This is a genomic window from Clostridium saudiense (assembly GCF_000577815.1).
Classification (GTDB): domain Bacteria; phylum Bacillota; class Clostridia; order Clostridiales; family Clostridiaceae; genus Clostridium; species Clostridium saudiense.
Genome location: NZ_CBYM010000026.1, coordinates 20893 through 46609 on the forward strand (window position 1 = coordinate 20893; position 25717 = coordinate 46609).

The 25717-nt window shown below is 25.7% G+C and carries 25 protein-coding genes; 21 read left to right on the forward strand and 4 right to left on the reverse strand.

The genetic code is table 11. The features are described 5' to 3' along the window. The first annotated feature begins 85 nt into the window (after nt 1-85). The 6 genes from TY07_RS12145 to TY07_RS12165 all read left to right on the forward strand — a co-directional run bounded on the left by TY07_RS12145 (nt 86) and on the right by TY07_RS12165 (nt 6959). The gene (locus TY07_RS12145) at nt 86-1084 is read left to right on the forward strand and encodes a 2-hydroxyacid dehydrogenase (protein WP_042400226.1); all 999 of its coding nucleotides are present in this window, start codon (nt 86-88) and stop codon (nt 1082-1084) included. A 100-nt stretch (nt 1085-1184) separates the two neighbouring features. Further along, nucleotides 1185-2735 (forward strand): ATP-binding protein, encoded by a 1551-nt coding sequence (locus TY07_RS12150; RefSeq protein WP_042400229.1) that lies wholly within the window; start codon nt 1185-1187, stop codon nt 2733-2735. A gap of 2 nt (nt 2736-2737) precedes the next feature. Continuing rightward, entirely contained in the window at nt 2738-3409 is a 672-nt protein-coding gene (locus TY07_RS12155) for a response regulator (RefSeq protein ID WP_242833261.1), read from the forward strand. 68 nt (nt 3410-3477) lie between these two features. Continuing rightward, nucleotides 3478-3651, forward strand: a complete 174-nt coding sequence (locus TY07_RS18100; protein WP_144266752.1) for a hypothetical protein — start codon at nt 3478-3480, stop codon at nt 3649-3651. Between the two features lie 231 nt (nt 3652-3882). Then, nucleotides 3883-5970, forward strand: a complete 2088-nt coding sequence (locus TY07_RS17375) for a sensor domain-containing diguanylate cyclase (RefSeq protein ID WP_052330716.1) — start codon at nt 3883-3885, stop codon at nt 5968-5970. A gap of 161 nt (nt 5971-6131) precedes the next feature. Next, nucleotides 6132-6959 (forward strand): alpha/beta hydrolase, encoded by an 828-nt coding sequence (locus tag TY07_RS12165; protein WP_078061362.1) that lies wholly within the window; start codon nt 6132-6134, stop codon nt 6957-6959. Between the two features lie 66 nt (nt 6960-7025). Here the strand turns inward: TY07_RS12165 and TY07_RS12170 are convergent, their stop codons facing one another. Beyond that, nucleotides 7026-8540: a bifunctional metallophosphatase/5'-nucleotidase gene (locus tag TY07_RS12170; RefSeq protein ID WP_042400231.1), complete on the reverse strand. Its 1515-nt coding sequence runs from the start codon at nt 8538-8540 to the stop codon at nt 7026-7028. 176 nt (nt 8541-8716) lie between these two features. Between TY07_RS12170 and trxA the strand changes: the two genes are divergently transcribed. Together trxA and TY07_RS12180 are read left to right on the forward strand one after the other, a co-directional pair. Then, nucleotides 8717-9022, forward strand: coding sequence for a thioredoxin (gene trxA / locus TY07_RS12175; RefSeq protein ID WP_042400232.1), 306 nt, complete (start codon nt 8717-8719; stop codon nt 9020-9022). 77 nt (nt 9023-9099) lie between these two features. Continuing rightward, complete coding sequence (locus tag TY07_RS12180) at nt 9100-9504, forward strand: hypothetical protein (protein ID WP_042400236.1); 405 nt, start codon at nt 9100-9102, stop codon at nt 9502-9504. A gap of 51 nt (nt 9505-9555) precedes the next feature. Here TY07_RS12180 and TY07_RS12185 read toward each other — a convergent pair whose 3' ends face one another. Further along, on the reverse strand, nt 9556-9789 hold the full coding sequence (locus tag TY07_RS12185) for a hypothetical protein (protein WP_042400237.1): 234 nt from the start codon (nt 9787-9789) through the stop codon (nt 9556-9558). A gap of 312 nt (nt 9790-10101) precedes the next feature. Then, complete coding sequence (locus TY07_RS12190) at nt 10102-10335, reverse strand: hypothetical protein (RefSeq protein WP_042400240.1); 234 nt, start codon at nt 10333-10335, stop codon at nt 10102-10104. A 169-nt stretch (nt 10336-10504) separates the two neighbouring features. Between TY07_RS12190 and TY07_RS12195 the strand changes: the two genes are divergently transcribed. Then, the gene (locus tag TY07_RS12195) at nt 10505-11173 is read left to right on the forward strand and encodes a response regulator transcription factor (protein ID WP_074431759.1); all 669 of its coding nucleotides are present in this window, start codon (nt 10505-10507) and stop codon (nt 11171-11173) included. A gap of 97 nt (nt 11174-11270) precedes the next feature. Continuing rightward, nucleotides 11271-12683, forward strand: coding sequence for a sensor histidine kinase (locus TY07_RS17380; protein ID WP_172684723.1), 1413 nt, complete (start codon nt 11271-11273; stop codon nt 12681-12683). Between the two features lie 96 nt (nt 12684-12779). On the opposite strand, the gene TY07_RS12205 is transcribed toward TY07_RS17380, so the two are convergent. Beyond that, nucleotides 12780-13925, reverse strand: coding sequence for a DEAD/DEAH box helicase (locus tag TY07_RS12205; protein ID WP_042400244.1), 1146 nt, complete (start codon nt 13923-13925; stop codon nt 12780-12782). A gap of 361 nt (nt 13926-14286) precedes the next feature. Here TY07_RS12205 and TY07_RS12210 point away from each other — a divergent pair, with 361 nt between their 5' ends. The 11 genes from TY07_RS12210 to TY07_RS17390 all read left to right on the forward strand — a co-directional run. Next, entirely contained in the window at nt 14287-16434 is a 2148-nt protein-coding gene (locus TY07_RS12210; RefSeq protein ID WP_042400247.1) for a YhgE/Pip domain-containing protein, read from the forward strand. A 169-nt stretch (nt 16435-16603) separates the two neighbouring features. Beyond that, a complete protein-coding gene (locus TY07_RS17385; protein ID WP_052330718.1) occupies nt 16604-17695 on the forward strand; it encodes an acyltransferase family protein in 1092 nt (363 codons plus the stop codon). 191 nt (nt 17696-17886) lie between these two features. Next, complete coding sequence (locus tag TY07_RS12220; RefSeq protein ID WP_042400250.1) at nt 17887-18786, forward strand: 3'-5' exoribonuclease YhaM family protein; 900 nt, start codon at nt 17887-17889, stop codon at nt 18784-18786. Between the two features lie 36 nt (nt 18787-18822). After that, nucleotides 18823-18999 carry a hypothetical protein gene (locus TY07_RS18105; RefSeq protein WP_156327403.1) on the forward strand — a complete coding sequence of 59 codons (177 nt, stop codon included), beginning with the start codon at nt 18823-18825 and terminating at the stop codon, nt 18997-18999. A gap of 119 nt (nt 19000-19118) precedes the next feature. After that, nucleotides 19119-19370: a hypothetical protein gene (locus TY07_RS12225; RefSeq protein WP_042400252.1), complete on the forward strand. Its 252-nt coding sequence runs from the start codon at nt 19119-19121 to the stop codon at nt 19368-19370. A 241-nt stretch (nt 19371-19611) separates the two neighbouring features. Beyond that, nucleotides 19612-19749, forward strand: a complete 138-nt coding sequence (scfA, locus tag TY07_RS17695; protein WP_003371542.1) for a six-cysteine ranthipeptide SCIFF — start codon at nt 19612-19614, stop codon at nt 19747-19749. A gap of 376 nt (nt 19750-20125) precedes the next feature. Continuing rightward, nucleotides 20126-21478: a thioether cross-link-forming SCIFF peptide maturase gene (scfB, locus tag TY07_RS12230; RefSeq protein WP_042400256.1), complete on the forward strand. Its 1353-nt coding sequence runs from the start codon at nt 20126-20128 to the stop codon at nt 21476-21478. 142 nt (nt 21479-21620) lie between these two features. After that, nucleotides 21621-22832, forward strand: a complete 1212-nt coding sequence (locus TY07_RS12235) for a M16 family metallopeptidase (protein WP_042400259.1) — start codon at nt 21621-21623, stop codon at nt 22830-22832. Between the two features lie 12 nt (nt 22833-22844). After that, on the forward strand, nt 22845-24251 hold the full coding sequence (locus TY07_RS12240; RefSeq protein ID WP_042400263.1) for an aminotransferase class I/II-fold pyridoxal phosphate-dependent enzyme: 1407 nt from the start codon (nt 22845-22847) through the stop codon (nt 24249-24251). 84 nt (nt 24252-24335) lie between these two features. After that, nucleotides 24336-24458: a hypothetical protein gene (locus TY07_RS18755; RefSeq protein ID WP_260457808.1), complete on the forward strand. Its 123-nt coding sequence runs from the start codon at nt 24336-24338 to the stop codon at nt 24456-24458. 174 nt (nt 24459-24632) lie between these two features. Continuing rightward, nucleotides 24633-25717, forward strand: a 1085-nt coding sequence (locus tag TY07_RS17390; protein WP_198133998.1) for an N-acetylmuramoyl-L-alanine amidase, incomplete at its 3' end; no start/stop codon positions are given.

Below are 25717 nucleotides of genomic sequence, written 5' to 3' on the forward strand. Positions count from 1 at the left end.
AAAGATTAGGACAAGCCATTCTAAAAATAGAGTGGTTATTGTTCTTAATCATATTATTTAGTGTTATTTAGAGGAGATAAAAATTATGATAAAATTAGTTTGTTATGGTGTTAGAGAAACAGAAGTTAAATATTTTGAAGAAATAAATAAAAAATTTGGATATGATATTAAGTTAGTAACTTTAGGTCTTAATCACGAAAATGTAAAAGAAGCAATTGGAGCAGAAGCAGTAATGGTTAGAGGAAACTGTAAAGCTGATAGACAAAACTTAGAACTATTAAAAGCTAATGGATTAAAATATCTTTTAACTAGAACAGTTGGATTTGATCACGTTGATTTACAAGCAGTTAAAGATTTAGATTTAAAATGTGCTAGAGTTCCAGGATATTCTCCAAATGCAATAGGTGAATTAGCACTTTCTTTATCAATGATGTTATTAAGACACACTGCTTATACTGTAAATAGAACAAGAGAAAAGAATTTTGTTGTTGACCCATTTATGTTCAGCAAAGAAGTAAGAAATTGTACAGTTGCAGTTTTAGGTGCAGGTAAAATTGGATTAACTACAGCTAAGTTATTCAAAGGACTAGGGGCTAGAGTAATAGCTTATGATGTATTCCAAAGTGATGCAGCTAAAGAAATAGTTGAATTTATGGAATTAGATGAAGTATTAGCACAAGCAGATATAATATCAGTACATATGCCATATATAAAAGATGTAAATTATCATATGATAAACGATGAATTTATATCAAAAATGAAAGATGGAGCTATATTAGTTAATACTGCTAGAGGTGAAGTTCAAGATATTGAAGCTATAATAAGAGGTATCGAAAGTGGTAAATTAGGTGGATTTGGTACTGATGTTTTAGAAGGGGAATCTGTAACATTCTTTAAAGATTTAAGAGAAAAAGAATTGGAAAATGATTTACATCAAAGATTAGTAGATCTTTATCCAAGAGTATTAGTAACTCCTCATATAGGATCTTACACAGATGAAGCATTAATAAACATGATAGAGTTTTCTTATGAAAATTTAAGAGATTTCTTAAATGAAGGAACTTGCAAGAACAGTATAGCATAGTTAATATTAAATTTAATATTATATAGGGGTGTTTAATAAACACCCCATTTTTATGTATTAAAATACTTTATAAAGAAAAAAACAATATTGGTGATATAATATGAAGATGAAGTTTAAAAATAAAATAATTCTTTGGGCTGTTACAATCACATTTATTCCATTACTGTTATCTTATATTATTTTTATAACAGCAAAGATATCAGATACAGAGGATAGTATAAAAGTAACCTTGAAGAATGTAGGGAATGTTATAAGTCAAAGTGATTTAGTTAGAGAAAAGCTTTACAAAAGAGAAAGTGATAAAAGTATTCAAGAATATACAAAAGAATTTATAGAAAGTTTTAATGATGTTGATATTATAGTTGTTGGGGATATGACAGGTGAGAAATATTCACATTTAGATGAATCACAAATAGGAGAAATATATGTAAATGAAGATAATAAAGATGTTCTTCAAAAAGGAATAAGTTATTATTCAATAATGGAAGGTTCAATGGGAACAACATTGAGGTGGTTCGAACCAATATTTTATAATAATAAACAAGTTGGGTTTATTATGGTAGGTAAATATGAAAAAGATATTACTGTAATTAATTCAAAGACTAAAACTACATATACCTTATTGTTTCTTTTTTCTATAATATTATCAATAATAGGTGCAAAAATATTAGCAGATAACTTAAAAAAATTAATATTGGATATGGAACCAGTTGAAATTGCAACTTTATATAGAGAGAAAAATATAATTATAGATAGTGTTAAAGATGGAATAATATCATTAAATAAAAATAAAGAAATTATAGAAATAAACAAAAGTTGTTATGAGTTGTTTGAAAATTTTGAAGTAGAAGACATACTAGATAAGCTTAATGTTTACATAGATAATAGAGAAGAATTTGAAATGAAGGAATTTATAATTCAAGGTAAAAAAATATTTGTAACAATTAAAAATATTAAATTAGGTGATAATTGTCTTAGAACAATAATTACTTTAGTTGATAAAAATCCTATTAATAAAATAGCAAAAGAGATAACTGGTGTAGATGAAATAATTAAAAATTTAAGAGCAAATGTTCATGAATTTAAAAATAGTTTATATGTAATTTTAGGGTTGCTTGAAATAAAGGCTTATGATGATGCAAAAAAATATATTTTAAAAACACAAGAGATTCATGAAGAAGTAATAAGTAAGTTTGTTAGTATTGAAGATAAATATGTTAGAGGATTATTAATTAGTAGGGAGTCAGTTGCTAAAGAAAGAAAAATAGAGTTTTTATTAACAGAAGAATCGTTTTTAGAAGAAGAACATGGAATTATAGATTCAAATGATATAGTAACAATACTAGGAAATTTAATTGAAAATGCATTTGAAGCATGTGCTTTATGTGGTGATATAAAAAAGAAGGTTGAGGTATCATTATATGAAGATGATTTAGTAATAGAAATGCAAGTAAGAGATAATGGAAAAAGTATTGATAATAAAATAAGAGATATAATGTTTACGGAAGGTATATCATCAAAAGGAGAAGATAGAGGAACAGGCTTATACTTAGTTAAAAATAGAGTTGAAATTTATAATGGAAGTATAGATATTGAAGAGTTTGATGATGAAAAAATATTTGTTGTAACAATTTTAAAAGGTGGTATATAAAAGTGAATGTATTAATAGTTGAAGATGATCCAATGGTGGCTTTAATAAATAAGCGATACTTAGAGCAAATTACAGATATAAAAACATTTGGTCCAGTAATGTATGAAAATGATATTATTAAAAGTTTAAAAGAAAATGATATTGATTTGATATTAATGGACGTATTTTTACCAGAAAAAAGTGGAATAGATATTTTAAAGGCTATTAGAGAAAAAAACTTTTTTACAGATGTAATAATGATAACAGCTGCAAATAGTACAAATGAAATAAAAAGAGCATTTGCATATGGAGTAGTAGATTATTTAGTTAAACCATTTGAATTTGAGAGATTTAAGGAAGCTATAAATAAATATAAAGCTAGAAAGAAAGTATTGCTTAATGAAGAGGTAGTGAGCCAAAGTGATATAGATAGCTTGATAATGAATAATTCATCAGAAAATGAAGTTAAGTTACCTAAAGGATTAAATGCAAGAACATTAGATAGAATAATAGATTTTTTAAATGAAAAATCTAATGAGGTTTGGACATTAAGGGAAATTGCATATGAGATAAAAATTAGTAATGTAACTATTAAAAAATATATGGACTATTTAGAAAGTATAGGGAAAGTTGATTTAGAAATGAATTTTGGAAATGTGGGTAGACCAGAATATAAGTATTTTGTAAAAAAATAACTCATAAATGCTAAATATATCCGTAATTATATGGTATAATTTAAATAAATTATATTAGGGGGTATAGCATGAGTTACGAAAAATATAAATATTTAGGATTTTTGGGGCTATTATCTTTAATAGGTCTTAAAGGATTTGTAACACATAATTATTTATGGTTCATTTTATTTATAAATTATTTATGGTTTACATTTTTTTATGATAATAGTATAGTGTATAAATTACAATTTAATAAAAAATAGTATCAAATGAAAACAACAACTATTGATTAAATACAATAATTGTTGTTTTTTTATATTTAATATTTTTATTTAAGTATTGTTTTAAATACAAATAATTAATTTAGTATTAGTAAAATATTTTTTTAATAATCCATTTATAGTATAATTAGAAGATGAATAACTAATTGGAGTAAATAAATATTATTATAAACTTACAAGAAATCAATAACTAGTAAGGGAGTATTAACGTATATGATTACTGATAATAGGGTATCTAAGGAAGAGTTTGAAAGGTTAAGAAATGATCAGAGTTATGTAAAAGTTATAATTAATAAGATAAACTTTTTTAATAATAAAGTAGCTAAAGAGGTATTAAATGAATTAATTATATTTTCTAAAAAAAACAATCTTGAAGATGTTTATTCATGGACTTTATATAAATTAGGAAAAATATATGTTGTAGAAGATTTATATCAAAATGCTGATGAGTTATTTAATGAAGCATATGAAATTTTTGCGAAGAATAATAATATAAATGGAATGATATCAGTAATTACTGGATTCATAGGTAGTAAGTGTATGCAACATAAATATGCAGAGGCAATACAATGGGGAGTTAAGGCAATGGAATTAGCTGAAGAAGCTAATAATATTGAATTATTAATTACCATTAAAGGTAATTTAGCAGGTGTATATATTGTAATAGAAGAATACGAAAAAGCAATTGAAATTTTAGAGCAAATAGAGCAGCTTCCATGGATTGGAACTGATATAAATAAAGTAGCCATATATTTAAATAGAGCAATTTGTGAGCAAAGTATCAATAATTTAGACAACGCCTTATACTATATTGATCATATTGAAAAATTAGCATTACAACATCCTCATTATAGTTTAAATTGGCTATTAGAAAAAGCTAAGATTTACATAAAGAAGGGTTTAACTAAAAAAGCTGAAGAAATGTTATTAGAGGTTAGCAAAAAACGTCAAGAGATTGAAGATGTTGAGTTTGATAGTGAATCATTAATTTATTTAAGCAAAATAGATGTAATTAATGAAAAATATCAATCAGCAATAGAAAGATTAAATAACATTGAAACAAAGGTATTAGAAGATAGAGAATTAACTAATATTAAAATTATGTATAATATTTATAATTTAGCTTATAAAGGATTAAAAGAATATGAAAAAGCATATTGCTATTTAGAAAAGTGGATTGAAATTGAAAAGCAATTAAGGAAAATTCAAGAAAAAGCAATTTTTACTGTTTTAGATGAACAGAAAAAAAATATGCTAGATAAAAATTATAAAATGTTATATGAACAAAATCAGCTTATTTATAAAATAGGACAAAATATAATATCAAATCTTAATAAAAAAGATATATTTAAGGTTATTGCCGAGGAAATAAAAAATATTTTAAATTATGATATTATTCAAATTATAGTTTATAATGAAGAAACAAAAACATATCAATATCAATTAGTAATAGAAGAAGATGAAATAATTAACCTTAATAGTGTTGATATATGTGATGGTGGATTTGCAAGTTATAGTATTAAACGTAAAGAAGATATACTTATTAATGATGTAGAAAATCAATATTATAGATATATAGATGATCATGACAAATATCTTAAAGAAAAATTTAATTGGAGAGCTGAAAAATTTACAAAATCATTGATGTTTGTTCCAATGATAATAAAAGATAAAGTTGTTGGTGATTTATGTATTCAAAAGTATGAAAAAAATGCATTTGATTTAAGTGACTTAAGTACTTTTAAAATATTATCTACATATATTGCAATAGCTTTAGATAATTCTTCTTTATATAAGAAAGTTCATTATAATGCAAATTATGATTCACTAACAGGTATTTATAATAGACGTAAGATTATAGAAAATATAAATAAGTTAAAAGAAAGATCAGATTATGAATGTGAAAATTATTACATTGCTATGATGGATATTGATAATTTTAAAAAGATAAATGATGTTTATGGACATATCATAGGAGATAAAGTTTTAGTTGAGAGTGCAAGTTTAATAAGAAATCTAATTGGACCTGAAGATATTGTTGGAAGATATGGAGGGGAAGAGTTTATTATTATTCTTAAAAATAGAAACAATAATTTCAAAGATACTCTAGAAAGGATTAGAAGAGGAATAGAGCAGTTGAGTATTGAAATTAATAATGATGAATACATTAATATAACTGTTAGTATTGGGGTTGCAAAGTTTGATGTTAAAAACATGACTTTAGAAGAAAATATAGCGCTAGCAGATAAGTCTTTATATAAAGCAAAAAATTTAGGGAAAAATATAGTTGTTTATTGGTAATACATAAAAAAGGAATAGTGATTATACTATTCCTTTTTATTATATTATTGAAGAGGTAAGTAGATAAATAAAGGTATTTTATCACTAATATAGAATGTTGTATATGTAAATTATTACTAGTAGAATAATATAGAGAAATTATATTTTTAAGGAGAAGAGAAATGATATATGAGAAGTTAAGAATAAAGGATATTAGTAGAAAATTAAAAAATAGTGAAGCTATTATAAGTGCATATATACCTGAAAATAGTGAAGAAATAAATATAAATAAAAAAAGGGAAACAATTATAATTTGTCCTGGTGGGGGATATGAATTTACTTCAGATAGAGAAGCAGAGCCAATTGCATTAAAATTTGTAGCACAAGGCTTCAATGCTGTAGTAATAAGATATAGTATAGCACCAGTAAGATATCCTACTGCATTATTAGAATTAGCAGAAACAGTTAGATATGTGCGTGAAAAAGAAAAAGAGTGGAATGTAGATACTGAAAAAGTTATAGTTTGTGGTTTTTCGGCAGGAGGACATTTAGCAGGTAGTTTAGGAGTATTGTGGAATAATGAAATTATTGAAAAATATTTAGATATAAAAAATGAAGAGGTTAAACCTAATGCAATGATCTTATGTTATCCAGTTATATCAAGTGGTGAATTTGCTCATAAGGGTTCATTTGATAGTTTATTAGGGGAAAAAGAAGCTGAAATAAGTAGAGAAAACCTTTCTTTAGAGAAGTTAGTATCTATTGAAACTCCAAAAACATTCTTATGGCATACATTTGATGATGGAACAGTTCCAGTTCAAAACTCATTATTATTTTCAAATGCTTTAGCATCTAATAAAGTTCAATTTGAACTTCATATTTATCCAAGTGGAGTACATGGGTTAGGTCTTTGTGAAGAAATTACAGCTATGAATGGTAGAAGTGAACATATAAATAGTCATATAGCAAGTTGGTTTAATTTGGCATGTCAATGGATTAAAACATTATAAGAATATAATAAAAACTACTACAGATATATATGTAGTAGTTTTTATTGTATTTAAGAAAATTTATTATTAGTATTTAACAGTGATATATTTAGTAGTATCAACAGTTACATTAGGATTATTTTTAAAGTAATTAATAATAATTTCAGGCATTTCAAGCACTATTTCTTTCACTACTTTACATTTGTCGTAGCACTCATATCCACCAGCACCACTTGCTCTATAGTTATTCATAACTAAAGTTAATTTTTTAGTATAGTTAAGTTCTTCACCTTTATATTTTATAGAAACAACTCTATTTCCAACTTCTTTATTTAAATCGAAAGTATATTCAATATTAGCAAAATAGTCATAATTATAATGTTCTAGTTTTGGTTTTAAGAAACTTTGTGATATTGAAATGTTGCCATTATCATTGTTAAAATAGCTTGCACTTCTTTCAAGTGCTAATTTTAATATTTCTCTATTAACCTCTAAAACAACTAATGTGTTAGGGTATGGGTAAGTAGATAAAATGTTTCTAACTGATATATTTTTATTAAATCCATGTATAACATTGGCAAAAGCAGTACAAGAAATATCAGCATCACTTGTTTCTAGTTGAATTTGATTTATAAAGTTAGCTAAATGTGAACCATTTAATGCCATTTCAAGGCGATCACCAGGTTGAAGTTCTGTACTTAAAAAACCAACAGGTGTATCTAACCATTCTTGAACCTTATTTTCTAAAGGTAAGAATTTATTAAACATTTCTTTATTTGGGTTAAGCTTAATTTCCTCTAATGAAGATGTAATATTTATTGAACCATTATCATCAATTGTAAGATTAAGTTTTACAAACTTGCTTCCATTGTGAGGAGTTTGGACTATATGAGTACCAAAAATAGTTTTGTTACTTATTGGAATATGTTGATGACCTGTAAGTAAAATATCAAAATCAAATTCTTTACAAAGTTTAAATGCAATATTTTCTTTAGTAGTGCTTAATAACTCATGAGATTCTAAATCATTTTCAAAGCCACCATGGTAAACACCAATAATTAAATCACACTTAGTTTTTACTTCATCAAAGTATTTTGCTACAGCATCAAAGGTATCTGTAATATTAATATTTTCAATGTTTTCTGGACGTTCCCATCTATTTATAAAATCTGTAGTAATTCCTAAAATTCCAACTTCTAAACCATTTGCCATAGTTTTTATTTGATAAGGTTGGATAGGTAGTTCGCCAGTATTATCTATAACATTTGCACAAACGCATTTTGCATTTAAATTATCTAAATATTTTTTTAAATATTTTTTACCATAATTAAAATCATGATTTCCTAAAGTTACAAAGTCATATTGTCCTTCATTAAAAATTGTTGCAATAGGATGTACATCAAAATCAGTATTGCTTAAATAGTTAGTGAATGGAGAACCTTGAATAGTATCGCCACCATCAATTATTAAAGTATTGTCATCTTTTTCGAAAGAATTAATTATGTTTAATATTCCAATATTTTTTTCGGTTGTATTTACATAATCCGTTGGATAAACATATCCGTGAAGGTCAGATGTAAAATAAATTTTTAAATCTTTCATTAATAAGCACCTCTTCTTTAGTAAGTATATAATTATTATGATTATAGCATATTTTTATATTTTAGATAGTAGCTTTAAATTATAAAAGAATTAGTATATTAAAATTAACATTATTTAGTGACTTGAATATAATTAATTAAAGACAAATAATGAAATAGCAATAGGGGCGAGTTTAAATGAAGGTTATAAATGAAGCAGAGTTTGCAAATGAGGTTAAAGATGGACTAGTATTAGTAGATTTTTATGCAGATTGGTGTGGACCATGTAAAATGCTTTCACCATTATTAGAAGAAATTAATAGTGAAGATGAAAATATAAAGATTGTAAAGGTTAATGTGGATAATTCACAGTTTTTAGCTAATTATTTTGATATTAAGTCAATTCCAACATTAGTATTATTAAAAGATGGACAATTTATACATCGATTAACAGGTTTTAGACCTAAAAGTGTTATTAAAAAATTAATATCACAAGGGAAATAAATAATAAATTAGATAATTCCTAAAAGTTATCTTTTACTATTATATAGAAAGTATAATTCAAGAGGAGTATATTTAGTATGGAAATAACTGATTTTTTGACGCAGAATTTCCTTTCATCTTTTACAGGAACATTAGTAGCAGTTGAATTAATAGTATTTACCACAAAAGATTTTCCATTAATAAAAAAGATGCCTACTAAGCTGTATACATTTATATTAGCAGTAGCTCATTTAGTAATTGTAAAAACAACTACAGGAAGTATAGAAATGAGTGTTGAATGTTATTATAGGCTATTTATAAATGCATTGGTAGTAGTGTTAATATTATGTGGTGGATATGATACAATTATGGAAAAGTTTAAGTCTATAAAAGATATTACAGGTAATTTAATAAGTGAAGCTAATGATAATGAGAAAAACAAAAGTAATACAAGCAATGAAGAACAAAAACAGATAGAAGATAAAAATGAAGCGAATAAATGATAAGTAAAAGGTGCTTAAGTAAGTTATGTAAGCACCTTTTATTATATCTAATTATGAGTGTTTTTTTATTGCTTTTTTATTTTTACCAAGAAATGAGCCTAGGCCTAATCCTAAAAATAAAAATATTATAGGACATAATGCAATCCAGAACATGTTATCTGTTATGAAAAATATAATACTACCTATTAATACTCCTAATATTAAACCTATGATAGTACCCCAGTATAAAAATTTATCTGCTCTCTTTTGAGCTGGGCTAATTTTAACCTTCTTTTTATTACTCATTTTATAATCACCTCATAAAATTAAAATATTTATATTAAGTGAAACTCACTATTCACTTTCGTTCATAGAAATAAGTTAATTTACTTAAAACAAAATTTGGAAATTAACTTATAGGAAAATTATATAATAAAGATAATTATATTAACAGAGAAATTTTATTATGTATAAGCTACTTTTATTATTTTGTAATAAAGCTAATTATAATTATAATAAATTGCTTTTGAAATTTGAGCTATTTTTTCCTCAGCGTCAGTAAGTTCATTAGTATAAATAACTAAAATATAAGGGGTATCACTAAGGATTATTCCAACATCATGAATAGCTAACAAGACATTCAGAAGGTATTAAAAATGAGTATGAGTTACTTTTAGTTAAATTTTCTGACGTAGACAAGGCAAAGGTAGTTTCTTCATTATCAAAATCAGTAAAATCAAATTCTATTGTAATAATGCTTAAAAAACATAAAGAAGATAATAATATGCTTAATAATATAAATTTATATTTAAATATGAAAAATGTTTTTTTAGGTTTTCTTTTGTGAAACATAAATAGATATCTCCTTAATTGCTATTATATATATTTATATTAAATCTCGAACCTTAAAATAACCTGAAATATATGGATTAATAATTGAAATTTGAATGAATTTAAGAAGATTTTAAGGGTAGTATGCTAAAATTATAAAGAATAAGTGAAAAAGATTATGGAGGAAAATATGAGTTGTAAAATATTAGTTGTAGAAGACGATAATCAAATACAGGAATTAATAGTAGAGTTTTTATCTTCACAAGATTATGATGTTGATGTAGCAAATGATGGTGTTGAAGGTTATGAAAAGTTCAAAGAAAATAAATATGATTTAGTAATTTTAGATGTGATGATGCCAAGACTTGATGGGCATGCATTATGTAAAATGATAAGAAATTTAGATAAAGAAGTATCAATAATTTTTTTAACAGCATTAGGGGATGAAGAAAGTGAGATAAAAGGATTTGATTTAAAAGCTGATGATTATATTAGCAAGCCTTTTTCATTTAATATATTGATTAAAAGAGTAGAAGCTGTTTTACGAAGAAAACAAAAAGAAGAAAAAGAGGATACAATATTAGAGTTCGAGGGATTAAAATTAGATTTACAAACTTTTAAATCTTATATTGATAATGAAGAAATTGAACTTACTTTAAAGGAGTTTAATATATTAAAGCTAATGATAAATAGTTATCCGACGGTAGTTTCAAGAGAAAAATTAATTGAAAAAATATGGGGTTATGAATATTTTGGTGATACTAGAGTTATTGATGCTCACATGAAAAATATTAGAAAGAAAATAAAGAAGGATTATATAAAAACTATCAAGGGTGTAGGATATGTTCTTGAAAAGTAAATGGAGAAATTTAAGCATAAAGAAAAAGATATTTTTATGGAGTAGTCTTATTATAATAATTTCATTTACTTTACTATACATATGTATGTATTTTTTTATGCCGAGAGTTTATGAGGTTTATAAAGTAAATAATATAAATGAAAAAATAAGAGAACTAAAATCTCAATTAGAAAAAGATGAAAATATAGATATTAATGAGCTTCTTGATGAGTTTTCTTATAAAAATAATTTGGATATTTTGCTTGTAAGTAAAGATGAGAATAATTTAATAAATAAAATTATTTATTCATCATTTAGAGAAGGAGCAAATGAACCCAATAAAATTCCATTTTTATATAGTCATGTACAATATGAACGATTTAAAAGTTTTCAGAAATATAGTAATGATATTAATTTGGGTGGTAGTATTGCAACAGATAAATTTGTGTATGGATTAATTAGTAAGAATGAAAGTTTGAATATTGATGAGATTGTTTATGTTAAAAGTTTAAATAATGCATATCATATGATTGTACATTTCCCAGTTAGTCCAGAAAATGAAGCAAGTGATAGTATTGCGCTATTTTTACCATTTGCTATTTTTGCAATAGTGATCATAGCATTTACTATTTCAAGTTTTTATTCAATATTAATAAGTAGACCTTTGATAAAGATTAATAAAGTTGCTAAAAAAATGGCTAATTTAGATTTTGATAATATTATAGAAGTTAATGGTGAGGATGAAATAGGAGAGCTTTCAAATAGTTTAAATTTAATGAATAAGAATTTAAAAGAATCCTTTGAAGAGTTAGAAAGAATGAACTCTAAGCTTACTGAGGAAATTGAGATAGAAAGAAAACTAGAAAAAGAAAGAAGAGAATTCGTTGCTACTATTTCTCATGAGTTAAAATCGCCTATAACTATAATAAGTGGGCAATTAGAAGGAATGCTTTATAATATTGGAAAATATAAAGATAGAGATAAATATTTAAAAGAATCATATGAAGTTACACAAAAAATGAGTGAATTAGTTCAAGAAATTTTACATTTAAGTGAAAGGGAAAATGGTGAATTTAAATATAACTTTTCAAATGTTAATTTAAGTAATGTTATCAAAAGTATATTAAGAGAGTTAAGATATTTTATTGATGAAAAGAAATTAAACTTGATTACTAAAATAGATGAAGACATTTTTATAATTGCTGATGAAAAGCTTATTAAAAAGGTAATAATGAATATTATTAAAAATGCAATAATATACTCCCCAACCAATGAATGTATAAAAATAAATTTATCTAAAGAGGAACTAAGTGTTGAAAATACAGGTGTTTCAATACCAAAGAATCAAATTAATGAAATTTTTAATGCATTTTATAGAGTTGATAAATCTAGAAATAGAAAAACTGGTGGAACTGGATTAGGGCTTTATATAGTAAAAACTATTTTAGATAAACATGAAAATATTGATTATACTATAGAAAGTGGAGAAAATTCAGTAATTTTTAAAATGAAATTTATTTACAAGGAATAAAAATTAAAAAAATAGATATTATATTTTGTTTAATATAATATCTATTTTTTTATGATTAAAGAAAGTAATATTAATTACAGTAAAAATAAATTTGTATTATTTTACAGGAATTAAGTTACCACCATATAGTCTCATTTCTTTAAATTTTATTTTAAAGGCTTTTTGGTAAGCTTTGATAGCTTCTAAGTCACGTCTAGTACCAATACATACTGAATTTCCTGAAAGTGTACCACGTGCAGTTCTTCCAGCTCTATGTAAATATTCATCTGGATTTGCAGGGAAATCCATGCTTATAATATGAGTAACCTCTGGAATATCAAGACCACGAGCTGATACATCAGATGAAACTAAAACATTGAATTTACCATTTCTAAAAGCTTCGATAGATCTTTGTCTTTCTTCTTTAGAAGCATTTCCATAAATTCCAGTAGATTTAACCTTATGATAATCTAATTTTTCATTTATATTTTGAAGTTCAGTACTATTATTTACAAATACTATAGCTCTTTCTGGGTTTTCAGCAGCTAAGAATTTTCTTAGTGTTTCAAATCTATCCCTAAATTCACAAGCTATATACATATGTGAAATATTAGGATTTAATACAGAAGTTCCTGCTGATTTAACAATCTCAACATCCTTAACTAGTGATTTAGCTATATCTAAAGATGTAGGATTTATGCTTGCAGAGAAGAACATAAGTTGTCTATCTCTCATAGTAGCTTTAATAATATCTTTAATTATTGTAGATTTATTTTTGGCTAAAAGACTGTCAGCTTCATCCATAACTATAGTTTTAATAGTATGTGCAGTTATTTTTTTCTTTTTAATTAAGTCTAAGACTCTTCCTGCAGAACCTACTATTATATGTGGCTTTACTTCTTTAAGTTTTTTTATTTGTTTTTCAATATTTGATTCACCCATTATTGTTAATGAAGTTATATTCATATTGGAGTTTTTTGCAAGTAATTTAATTTGTGAATCTATTTGCATAACTAATTCATGAGTAGGAGCTAAAACTATAGCTTGCATTTCTTTTTTATCAGTATTTATTTTTTGAAAAATAGGGCATAAATAAGCTAATGTCTTACCACTTCCAGTATGAGATTCTGCTATTATATCTATATTTTCTAAAGCTTTTGGAATAGTAAGCTTTTGAACCTCTGTAGGTGAAGTTATCCCTTGAAGCTTTAATCCTTCTATTATGTTTGTATTTAAATTAAGTTCATTAAATGACATATTCATTTTATTCTCCTCGGTTATTAATAATTATCTATTTTAGTATACACTAAAAATAATTTAAGTATAGAAATTTATTTTTTTTAATATAAAATGATTTTTAAATAATTAGTACATAATAATAATATATTAAAATTAACAAGGTAAAAAATGGAGGAAAAATGAATAAAATGTTAAGATAATGTTTAATTTTTGTTAAAAAAATTAAAAAGATTTTTGGGAGTATACGTATACTTACAACTATATAGCCATTTTTAATTAAAAAACAGTATTAATATATTTAGAAAACTAAAACTTGAATTTTAGTACCAAAGTGATAATATAATAATAAAGTAAGTGAAAGTCAAATACAAAGGAGAAAAAAGAGATGAAGGATGCATTTAAAATTTATAAGAATGATATGAAAAATATCTTTAAAAATTATGGTGCACTAATTGTTGTTATAGCATTATGTATACTACCATCTTTATATGCTTGGTTTAATATCAAAGCATCTTGGGATCCATATGCTGAATCGGCTACTAGTGGAATTAAGATAGGAGTTGTAAACAAAGATTTAGGGGCAACTTTAAATGGTAAAGAAGTTAATTTGGGAAATGATGTTGTAGATGAATTGAAAAATAATAAGCAGATGGGATGGCAGTTTGTAAGTGAAGAAGAAGCAACTAAAAATGTTGAAGAAGGCAAATATTATGCCATGATTACAATTCCAGAGGATTTTTCAAAGAGTCTTACATCTATAATTACACAAGATATTGAAAAAGGAAATATAATATATACAGTAAATGAGAAGATAAATGCAATTGCGCCTAAGCTTACAGATAAGGGAGCAAGTGCTATACAAGAAAAGGTAAGTAAAGCAGTTGTAGAAACTGCAAGTGATGCAATCTTTGGAGTAGGAAAAGATTTAGGAACTGAATTAGAAAATCAGCTTCCTAGATTAAATAATATTTATAATCAATTATTAGAGGTTCAAAGTCAGTTTTCTAATATAAATGATGTTGTAAATTTAGCTGGAGATGGAGCTGATAAATTAAAAACATTAATTTCAGATATTCAAAATGATATTCCTTTAATAACTGAAACATTAGAAAATTCACAAAAGTTAGGTACAAATTTAGAAGAATTTTTAAGTACTTCAAAAAGTAATTTAAATAATATTGCACCTGTAATAAAGAATGATATAAAAATATTAAATGAAATTGCAAATGAAATTTCTACAAATACAAGTGCATTAGTTGATGCAATTAATTCAGGATCAGCATATGCACCAGAAATAGTTGATAGTATTTTAGAAAAGTTAAATAGCATAAATAAGAGTGCTGAATCATTAATTGGAATATTAGAAACTATGAATAAATTTAATCCAGGAAAATTTGATGATATTATTAATACCTTAACAAACGTTCAAGGAGCAATAAATAAATCAATTACTGCGTTAAATACAGTTAAAGATAGTATAGCTAATGGTGGAACACCAGATTTAAGTTTATTAAATAACGTTATATCATTTACTAATGATGTAAGTAATATTACAAATGATTTATATAATAACTTTGATTCAAATATTACTAATAAAATTAATACTATTTTTGATGATGCATATACTGTAGCAGATAATGTAGTATCAGTATTAAAAGAAGCACAAGATAAATTACCACAAGTAACAGATATTATGAATACTGTTTATGAAGGTGCTGATAAGGGTATCGAGGGGATTGATTTTGTAAAATCAAAACTTCCAGAAGCTGAAAATTTGCTTAATGATTTAATAAGTAAAATAGGAAGTGTTAATGATAGTACAGATATTAAAGAGCTTATAAATTATTTAAAGAGTGATGTAGATACAAGAAGTGACTTTTTATCAAATCCTGTTAATATTATAGAAAATAAATTATTCCCAATGGGTAACTATGGAACAGGAATGACACCTTTCTATACAGTATTATCATTATGGGTAGGATTATTATTATTGGCATCTATGCTAACTGTTGAAGCAGAGGGTGAATACTCTGCAGCATCACAATATTTTGGAAAAATGTTGTTATTTATGACAATAGCAATAATTCAAGCGATAATAGTATCATTAGGGGATTTATATGTTTTAAAAATATATTGTGTAAATCCGGCTTTATTTGTATTAAGTAGTGTATTTACTAGCATTATATTTACATTTATATTATATTCACTATGCTCAGTGCTTGGAAATGTAGGTAAAGTATTAGGAATTGTACTATTAGTTTTACAAATAGGTGGTTCAGGAGGAACATTCCCAATTCAATTAACACCAAAGTTCTTCCAAGCAATTAATCCATTTTTACCTTTCACTTATGCGATTTCACTTGCAAGAGAATCTATAGGTGGAGTAGTTCAAAGTGTATTGGTTAAGGATATAGTTGTTCTGTTAATATTTGGAGCAATCTTTATATTAATTTCATTATTCTTAAAGAAACCAATTAATAAATTATTACATGGATTTGCTGAAAGTATTGAAAAGAGCGGTATTGGAGAATAAGTTAATAAGTATTTTATATAATAATGGGCGATGTATTTGATTTTAATACATTGCCTATTATTATATAAGTACAAAGTAAGCAAAAAAAATTAGTAGTAAATAGTTAAAAAGTATGATAAAAGTAGTATATATTACGTTTACAAAATATTCATAAAATTAAGGAGAATTTATGAGAAGAAAAGAAATCGATTGGATAAGAAACATATGCATATTAATGTTGTTTATTTATCATACATCAGCAATATTTACAGACTTTGGAGATTTTTATATTAAAACAGAAAAAAGTAATATTTTTTCTAACATATTTATACTATTAACTTTTTCTTGGTATATGCCTTTATTATTCTTTTTAGCTGGGGCATCAACATATTTTGCTCTTAAAAGAAGAAGTGAATTTGAATACATAAAAGAAAGAACTAAAAAGCTATTACTTCCATTTATATTTGGAATAATAGTAATAGTACCTCCTCAAACTTATTTAGCTAGACTTTGGAGAGGTGAAAGTAATATAAACTATTTTAGTCATATGAAAATGTTCTTTACGAATGTAAGTGATTTCATGGGGTTTGATGGAGGTTTCACACCTGCACACCTTTGGTTCATATTATTTTTATTTGTGATTTCATTAATTGGTGTTAGTATTATTAAATGCTTTAAGCTTATTGGTGGAAAGAAAGTAATGAACAAAATTAAAAATGTTATTTTAAGTAAATACGGTTTATTTATAGTTATTGCATTAACTTTTATTGCAGAAATGGTACCAGGGGTTGGTGGAAAGGGATTAATTTTAAATCTTTTAATGTTCTTATTTGGATATATTACTTATAGTGATATTGATTATATAAATGCTATTTTTAAATATAGAAGAACATTTGCAATATCAAATGGAATTATTATTATATTAGGACTTGGATATTTTTTAAGCTTAAGAAACATGGAAATAGGTATCTTAAAGAATATAGCTGAAAATGGAATTAAATGTTCTATGATAATTACGGCTATCATAACTATAGTTGGTTATGGAATAAAATATATGAATAAAGAAAATAAATTATTAAGGTATTTAAATAAAGCTTCATTTCCAGTATATATTATGCATCAAACTATTTTATTAACATTAGCATTTTTTATATTACCATTAATGTTTCCACAATGGTTTTCTATAATTATAATAAACTTGTTATCGGTTTTAATAACATTTGGATTATATGAAATAATTAAAAGAACAAGATATATAGGAATATTACTTGGAATGAAATAACTACTTTAGATGAATATAAAAATAAAATTACCCATATAGATTAGGCAAATAGGAGTGTCTAATCTATATGGGTTTCTATTATATAAAAAAATAACTTTATGAATATTAGATGATAAGTTAGGAAAATATTTTAGTATTTTTTAGGTTAAACTAAGTTATAGGATGAGTATAGTCTTTGGAGGAATTAACAAATGAAGAAGGAAGTATTTTTGAAAGATATCAAAAATGGTACAGAAATAAAAATATCATTGATGGTAATGAGGGTAATATTTAGGGATACAAGTAAAGTAGTATGTATTTTAGCAGATAAAACAGGTGAAATAAAAGCAACTATACCAAATAAAACAGGAGATATTATTGAAGGAAAGGTTATAGAAATAGAGGGTAAGAGAGATGTTAACTTAGAAGTTAAAAAATATGCATTGGTAAAAGAGTATAATGCTATAGATTACTTGCCTACAGTAAAAAGGGATATAGAGGATATAATGACTGAAATTGAATTGTATACAGATGAATATATAATTTCAAGAGAAGGAAAGGCTTTAAATGATTATTTCTTTAAAGATGAAAGTTTCTTAGAAAAATTTAAAAGAGCCATTGGAGGAGTTTCAATGCATCATAACTATATAGGGGGATTAGCAGAGCATACATTAGGAGTAATGTATTTAACAATTATGCTTTGTGAAAGGTATAATTGTAGAAATAAAGAAATTGCAATTTTGGCAGCAAAGTTACATGATATAGGGAAAATATATGAATTATATTATGATGGACCATTTAAGTATACATTAAGAGGTGAAATGGAAGGTCATATAGTAATAGGAATACAGATGATAGAAAAAGCATTTAATGATAATCCTGGTTTTTATAGTGAGGATTTTATTACAAGAATAAAAGGATGTATAGTACAGCATCATGGAAAACTTGAGTATGGATCACCTAGGGAAATGAGAATGGAGGAATCTTTTATTCTTAATTCTGCCGATTCTATTGATGCAACTATGAATAAGATAGAACAAATAAAGGAAAAAACAGAAGCTGGAAGTTGGTCAGAATATGATAGAAGGATTGAAACAAAGTTATATTTATAGTGATATAGAATTATTATAAGGAAAGGAGATGGTAACATGAATGGATTTAAGGATAAATTAAATGAAGAGGATATATTTGTAGAAAGTGAAAGTAGCAATACTTCCATTGTAAATGTTGAAAGTATAGTTAAGTCTAATAATAAAAATAATTTTAATGATTTAAAGGATAATATAGATATAGAAAGAGAGAAGTTTGGGCAAAATAATAAGTAGATATTAGATAAAAAATGTATTTTTGCAGTTTTAATTATGTAACGAAAAATTAACTAATTTATAAATTGACTTGGATAATTAATATGGATATAATCTTTTATAATAGTGAGGTGGAGAGTATGAGTATAAGAAACAATAAGAAGATTATTTTTGGAGCACTATCAGCAGTTGTGGCATCAGTTGCAGCTGGGGTATTAGTTAAAAATAATATTGATAAAAAAGCTAGTAATCAAGGCGAAAAGAAGAAAGAAAAGAAAAGTAAAAATGTATATTACACAGTATATTTAAATGATATTTATAATCCATATGATGATAAAACTATGTCAGAAGATGATATGATAGAAGAAATAAAAAAAGAAACATCATTATAGAAAATAAAAGAGTGTTTACTATTAATTTACTTTTGTTTATTATAATGTAAGTAAATTAATAGTAAATGCTTTTTTATTATTTAAATTTAATAAAAAATATTATTTGGTATTTTTTTAAAGTTGCTATATTATAATAAGAAAGTGAGATAGTTGCATTTTTGAATGGGAAAATAATAGCTTTATTACCATAGAAAATTGTGCTATAATTACAACGGTATATTTTTTTATTGGAGGATTCGACATGAAACACATAAAAACAATCAATAAGACAAACATCAAAAACAGTCTTTGCAAACCAGGTTGCAAAGAATGTGCAAACTCATGCCAATCAGCTTGCAAAACTTCTTGCACAGTTGCTAACTTAGAGTGTGAAAACTAATTAAGGACAAGCAGTAACTATTTACTAGTTACTGCTTAACTTTATAAATGAGGTTCTAAATCTGTGATTTAGTTAACCGAATTTACTCATTCGACCGTAGGGAGCAGGAGTTTCCTTTGAATTGGAATCTGTGATTTAGTTAACCGAATTTACTCATTCGACTGGAGGGAGAAGGAGTTTCTTTTAAAAGGAATCTGTGATTTAGTTTAGTAGAAATTACACAAGATGTACTTATCTAGTTAAGAGGATAAGGAGTTTTATTATAATTATGTGGAAGTTGAGTTTATCTAATTGATATTAGGATTAAATGAATTATTAGGTTGTAATCGCGAGAAAGAGCGTATTAATAAAAAAGAATACTAGGAGGAATTGTGAAATGGCTTTAATACACAAATTTAAACAAGGAGATAACTTCTTTGTTTTAGACGTTAATACAGGGGCTGTACATATTGTAGACGAATTAGTTTACGATTTAGTAGATGATAATAAACTAAGAGATAAAGAAGAACTTATAAAAGAATTTGGAGCTAAATATGGTGAAGAAACTATATCAGAAGCTTATGAAGAATTATTAGAGCTTATAGATGAAGATATATTATATTCAAGAGATCAATATGAAGATATAGCACATTCATCAATGGATGATAGAGATTATATTAAAGCAGTATGTTTAAATATAATTCATGGATGTAATTTAAGATGTAAATATTGTTTTGCTGATGAAGGTGAGTATAATGGACATAAAGGTGTAATGTCTGTTGAAACAGCAAAAAAGGCGATAGATTACGTAGTAAAGAGAAGTGGTCCAAGAAGAAACATTGAAATTGATTTATTTGGTGGAGAACCAACAATGATCATGGACAAAGTTAAAGAAATAATAGCTTATGCTAGAGAAAATGAAAAGGCTTGGAACAAGAATATCAGATTTACTATGACTACAAATGCAACTCTTTTAACTGAAGAAATGATGGATTTCATGGATAAAGAAATGGGTAACATAATCCTTTCATTAGATGGTAGAAAAGAAGTTAATGATAATGTAAGAATTAAAGTTGATGGAAGTGGTTCTTATGATGATATACTTCCAAATATTAAGAGAATGATTGAAAAGAGAGATAAATCTAAGCATTACTATGTAAGAGGAACATTTACAGGAGCTAATACTGACTTCTATGAAGATGTTAAGGCTATGGTAAATGAAGGATTTAGAGAAATTTCAATTGAACCAGTAGTTTTAGAAAAAGGACATTTCTTAGAGCTTAAAGAAGAGCACTTACCAGAAATATTTGAAAACTATGATAAACTATATAATGAAATGGCTAGAAGAAAGAAAGAAGGAGATGAATTCAACTTCTATCACTTTAACATTGATTTAAATGGTGGACCATGTGTTTATAAAAGAATTTCAGGATGCGGTGCAGGATTTGAATATGTTGCAATAACTCCACAAGGAGAAGTTTATCCATGTCACCAATTTGTAGGTAAGGAAGAATTTAAGCTAGGAAGCATTTATGATGATACTTATGATGCTGAATTAGGTAAGAAATTTAAGAAGGCTCACATCTATAACAAGCCAAAATGTAGAGAATGTTGGGCAAGATTCTACTGTAGTGGTGGATGTCAATCAAATAACTTTGCATTTAATGGAGATATGAATATTCCTTATGAAATAGGATGTAAAATGCAAAAGAAGAGAATTGAATGTGCAATAGCACTTAAAGCTGAATAAGATAACGAATAAGGACAGGCATTTGCTTGTCCTTATTGTTTATTATTAAAATATATTGGTTTATAATATTAATAAATATTATTGAATAAAGCCGTAGAGTTTATAGCTTGTGTTTAAGCAAAAAATAAGAGGTGATACATAAATGGAAGAGTATATTTTTGATAACGGATTAAAGTTGATTTATAAAAAAAGTAATAGTGAGTTAAGTTCTATATGCATATCATTAGATGCAGGAGCTTCAAGAGATGGTGAAAAGCTTGGAGTAGCACATGTAACTGAGCATATGGTTTATAAAGGAACAGAAACAAGAAGTGAAAAACAAATAAACACAGAATTAAGCAATATATTTGGATTCCAAAATGCTATGACTAATTATCCTTATGTTGTGTTTTATGGAACATTATTAAGTGAAGATTTAAAAAAAGGATTAGATTTATTTTCAGATATTCTTTTACAACCAGTATTTACTGAAGAAGGTTTTAAAGAAGAAATGGAAGTAATAAAGCAAGAACTTAAGGAATGGGATGAAGATTTAGAGCAATACACAGAGGATAAGCTTTATTATAATTGTATGGATAATAGAAGACTTAAGTATCCTATTATAGGAACTGAAGAATCATTAAATAACATGACAATAGATGATACAATAGACTTCTTTAATGATTATTATTGTGCAAATAATGCAACAATTACTATTATTTCAGATTTAGAATTTGAAGATATTAGAGATATGGTAGAAGATTGCTTTATTGACTGGAGAAGTGAAAAGCTTCCTGAAGATGAAGAAGTAATTAATTATCCTAAGACTGGAGTATTTATAAATAAAAAGGAAGATATAAATAGTGCAAAGGTACAAATTATATTTCCAATTAATGAATTAAATCAATGGGAAATAAAAGCATTAAGAGTTTTTAATCAATACTTTGGAGAAGGTGTAAACTCAATTTTGTTTGATACATTAAGAACAAAGCATGGATTAGTTTATGATGTATTAACTAGAGTAGCAAACGAAGAATATATAAAAGTTTATAAAATAACTTATAGTACTGCACATGAAAATGTGGATAAATCAATAGAAATTGTGAAAGAGTTAATAAAAGATGTTGATTCTTATAGAGAAAAATTAAAAAAAGAAGATATTGAGAAATTAATAAAGAGCTTTAGGCTAAAAAGATTATTTGCAAATGAGCAAAGTGTGAGATTAGCTATGGGAATATCAACATATGATACTATGTTTGGAGATGGTATGTTATATATTGATGAAACTGAAGATTTAGATAAGATGCCTATAGATTATATTATTGATACAGCTAATAAAGTATTGAATAATATGACAGTTCAAGTAATTAAGTAAGAAGAGGAAAATATGAGTAAAAAAGTACCTTTATTAGAAGAAGTATTAAAATATAAAAAAGAGAATAATCTTATTCTTTCAATGCCAGGAAATAAAAGTGGTATTGGATTTTTAAGAGATGATATAGGAAAAGAATTTGCATTAAATATGGGATTCTTGGATATTACAGAAGTTGATCCATTAGATAATCTTCATGCACCAGAAGGGATAATAAAAGAAGCTCAAGAATTATTAGCAGAAACATATGGGGTTAAAAAAGCATATTTTGTTGTTAATGGCAGCACAGCAGGAAATTTAGCTTCTATTTTTGATGCCTTTAATGAAGGGGATGAAGTTTTAGTAGAAAGAAATTGTCATAAGTCAGTTTATAACGGACTTATTTTAAGAAAATTAAAGGTAAAGTATATAGAACCTGTAATTCATGAAGATAAAGGGTTATTTTTACCACCAACAGAAAAGGAAATATATAAAGCATTAGATAGATGTAATAATGCAAGAGGAATAATATTAACTTATCCTAATTACTTTGGGATAGGATATGATATTTTTGACACATTAAAAGATTTGAAGGAAAGAGGATTGACTATAATTATAGATGGAGCACATGGAGCTCATTATGGAATAAGTGAAAGGTTGCCTAAATCTATAGTTTCATATGCGGATTATATTGTTTTAAGTGCACATAAGACTTTGCCTAGCTTAACTCAAGGTTCATATCTTTTAGTAAATAATGATAAGAATGTTGGTTTTTATTTAAAAGCTTTTATGACAACATCACCATCATATTTAATAATGTCATCATTAGATTATTCAAGATATTATTTAGATAATTATGGAGAAAAAGATTATGATAAATTAATAGGTTTGGCAAATAAGTGGAGTATTAAAATTAATACGTTAAATAAAGTAAGTATTTTAAAAGAAGAAGACTTACCACAGGGTTATAATTTAGATTTAAGTAGGTATATATTAACTTTGCCAAAAGGATATAGTGGACATAAATTGTTAGACTATTTACGAAAGATGAAAATACAATGTGAAATGAGTTTTGCATGTGGAGTAGTATTAATTTTATCACCTTTTAATTTAGAAAAAGATTTTGAAAAGATTTATAATTCAATTGAAAAATTAGATTTATCATTAATAGTAGATAATCAATATCAAAATTATTATAGTATAATTCCTGAAAAAGTATTAGAGCCATATGAAGTATTTGATAAAGATTTTGAGTATGTTGATATTAAGAAGAGTATAGGGAAAATTTCAAAAGAAGCATTAATTCCTTATCCACCAGGAATTCCATTAATTTGTGGCGGTGAAGTAATATCAAAAGAAGCTGTTGAAATCATGCTTGGATATATCAGAAATAATAAAACTGTGATTGGGATAGAGGAAGAGTTAGTAAAAGTAATAAAGTAGTAAAAAATAAATTCTTAAATTTAAATGAATACCTATAGTTAAAATTTCAAAAACTATAATATATCATTTAAAGGAGATGAGTTTATGGATTATAAAGTTGCAGATGTAACTAAAGAAGAAGTTGAAGCAATTAAAAGAGCTGAAAATTTAATTAAGTCTGAAACAGGTAAAGAGTTTGTGATGATAGCATGGGAAAAAATTAAATAATATTTTATATAAAATTACAATATAGATAAAAATATATTGTAATTTTTTATTATTTATAAATTAAAAATAAGAGAATTTCAATTAAAAATTGGATAATAGCAAAATATTAATAAAAGTTGGTTTATTTTGCCGTAAAAATATGTATAATAAATGTATATGTAAATAGAAAGCAAGGTGGTTACCATTAATAAATTAAAGATATTAAGCTTATTAGTACTTTCGGGAATATTAATTACTCCATCTCATATAGCAAAAGCAGAAGGAATTTATAATGTATCTGAAAGTGATCTAATTAAATTATTAGAAAAATATAAAGATGAAGAAATTGTATTAGAAGATGGATTAGTTTTAACTGTAGGACAAGCTATTAATTTACCAATAGATGAAGGCTGGACTATATATAATGAAAATGTGGCTGAAATAGTAGATGGTGAGCTTGTTGGAAAATCAGTAGGTAGTACTTTTGTATCTCAACAAACAGAGGATACCGTATACATACTAGAAGTATGTATAACTGAAGAGGGTATAAGTACAGCTAGTTATGCTAGAAGTAATGTTAAAAATGTAGATAGAGATTACTACAAGGTATTTATTGATCCAGGACATGGTGGAGTTGATAATGGAGCTGTACAAAATGGAGTTCTTGAAGATGAAATTAACTTGCAAATATCTAAAAAAATAGAAGCTAAGTTAAAAGCTAAAGGTGTAGAAGTTAAGATGAGTAGGTATGATGATACATATTTATCTTTAACTGATAGAACTTATATGGCTAACAAAGAAGGTTCAGATGTATTTGTTTCTATACATCAAAATTCTGCTACAAATTCTAGCGCAAAAGGAATCGAAACTTATTATTATTCAACGAGACAAGATAGTAAGGAGTTAGCTACAGATATACAAAATGATTTAATCCAAGCTACAAATGCAACTGATAGAGGGGTAAAAACAGCAAATTATGCGGTTATTAAAACTGCATCAATGTCTTCAAGTCTTGTAGAATGTGGATTTATCTCTAATCCTACTGAAGCGCAAAATTTAAGTTCTAGTAGTTATCAAGATAAGGTTGCTGAAGGAATTGTTAATGGAATAATGGATTATTTAAATAATAATGTTATATTAAATAATTCAGGAACACAAAAGCCAGGAGATTCTACAACGACAGAAACTGTACAAACAGGTACTGTAAAAGTAAGTAATTCATTAAATGTAAGAAGTGGAGCTGGAACTAATTATTCTGTTTTAGGATCATTAAGTAATGG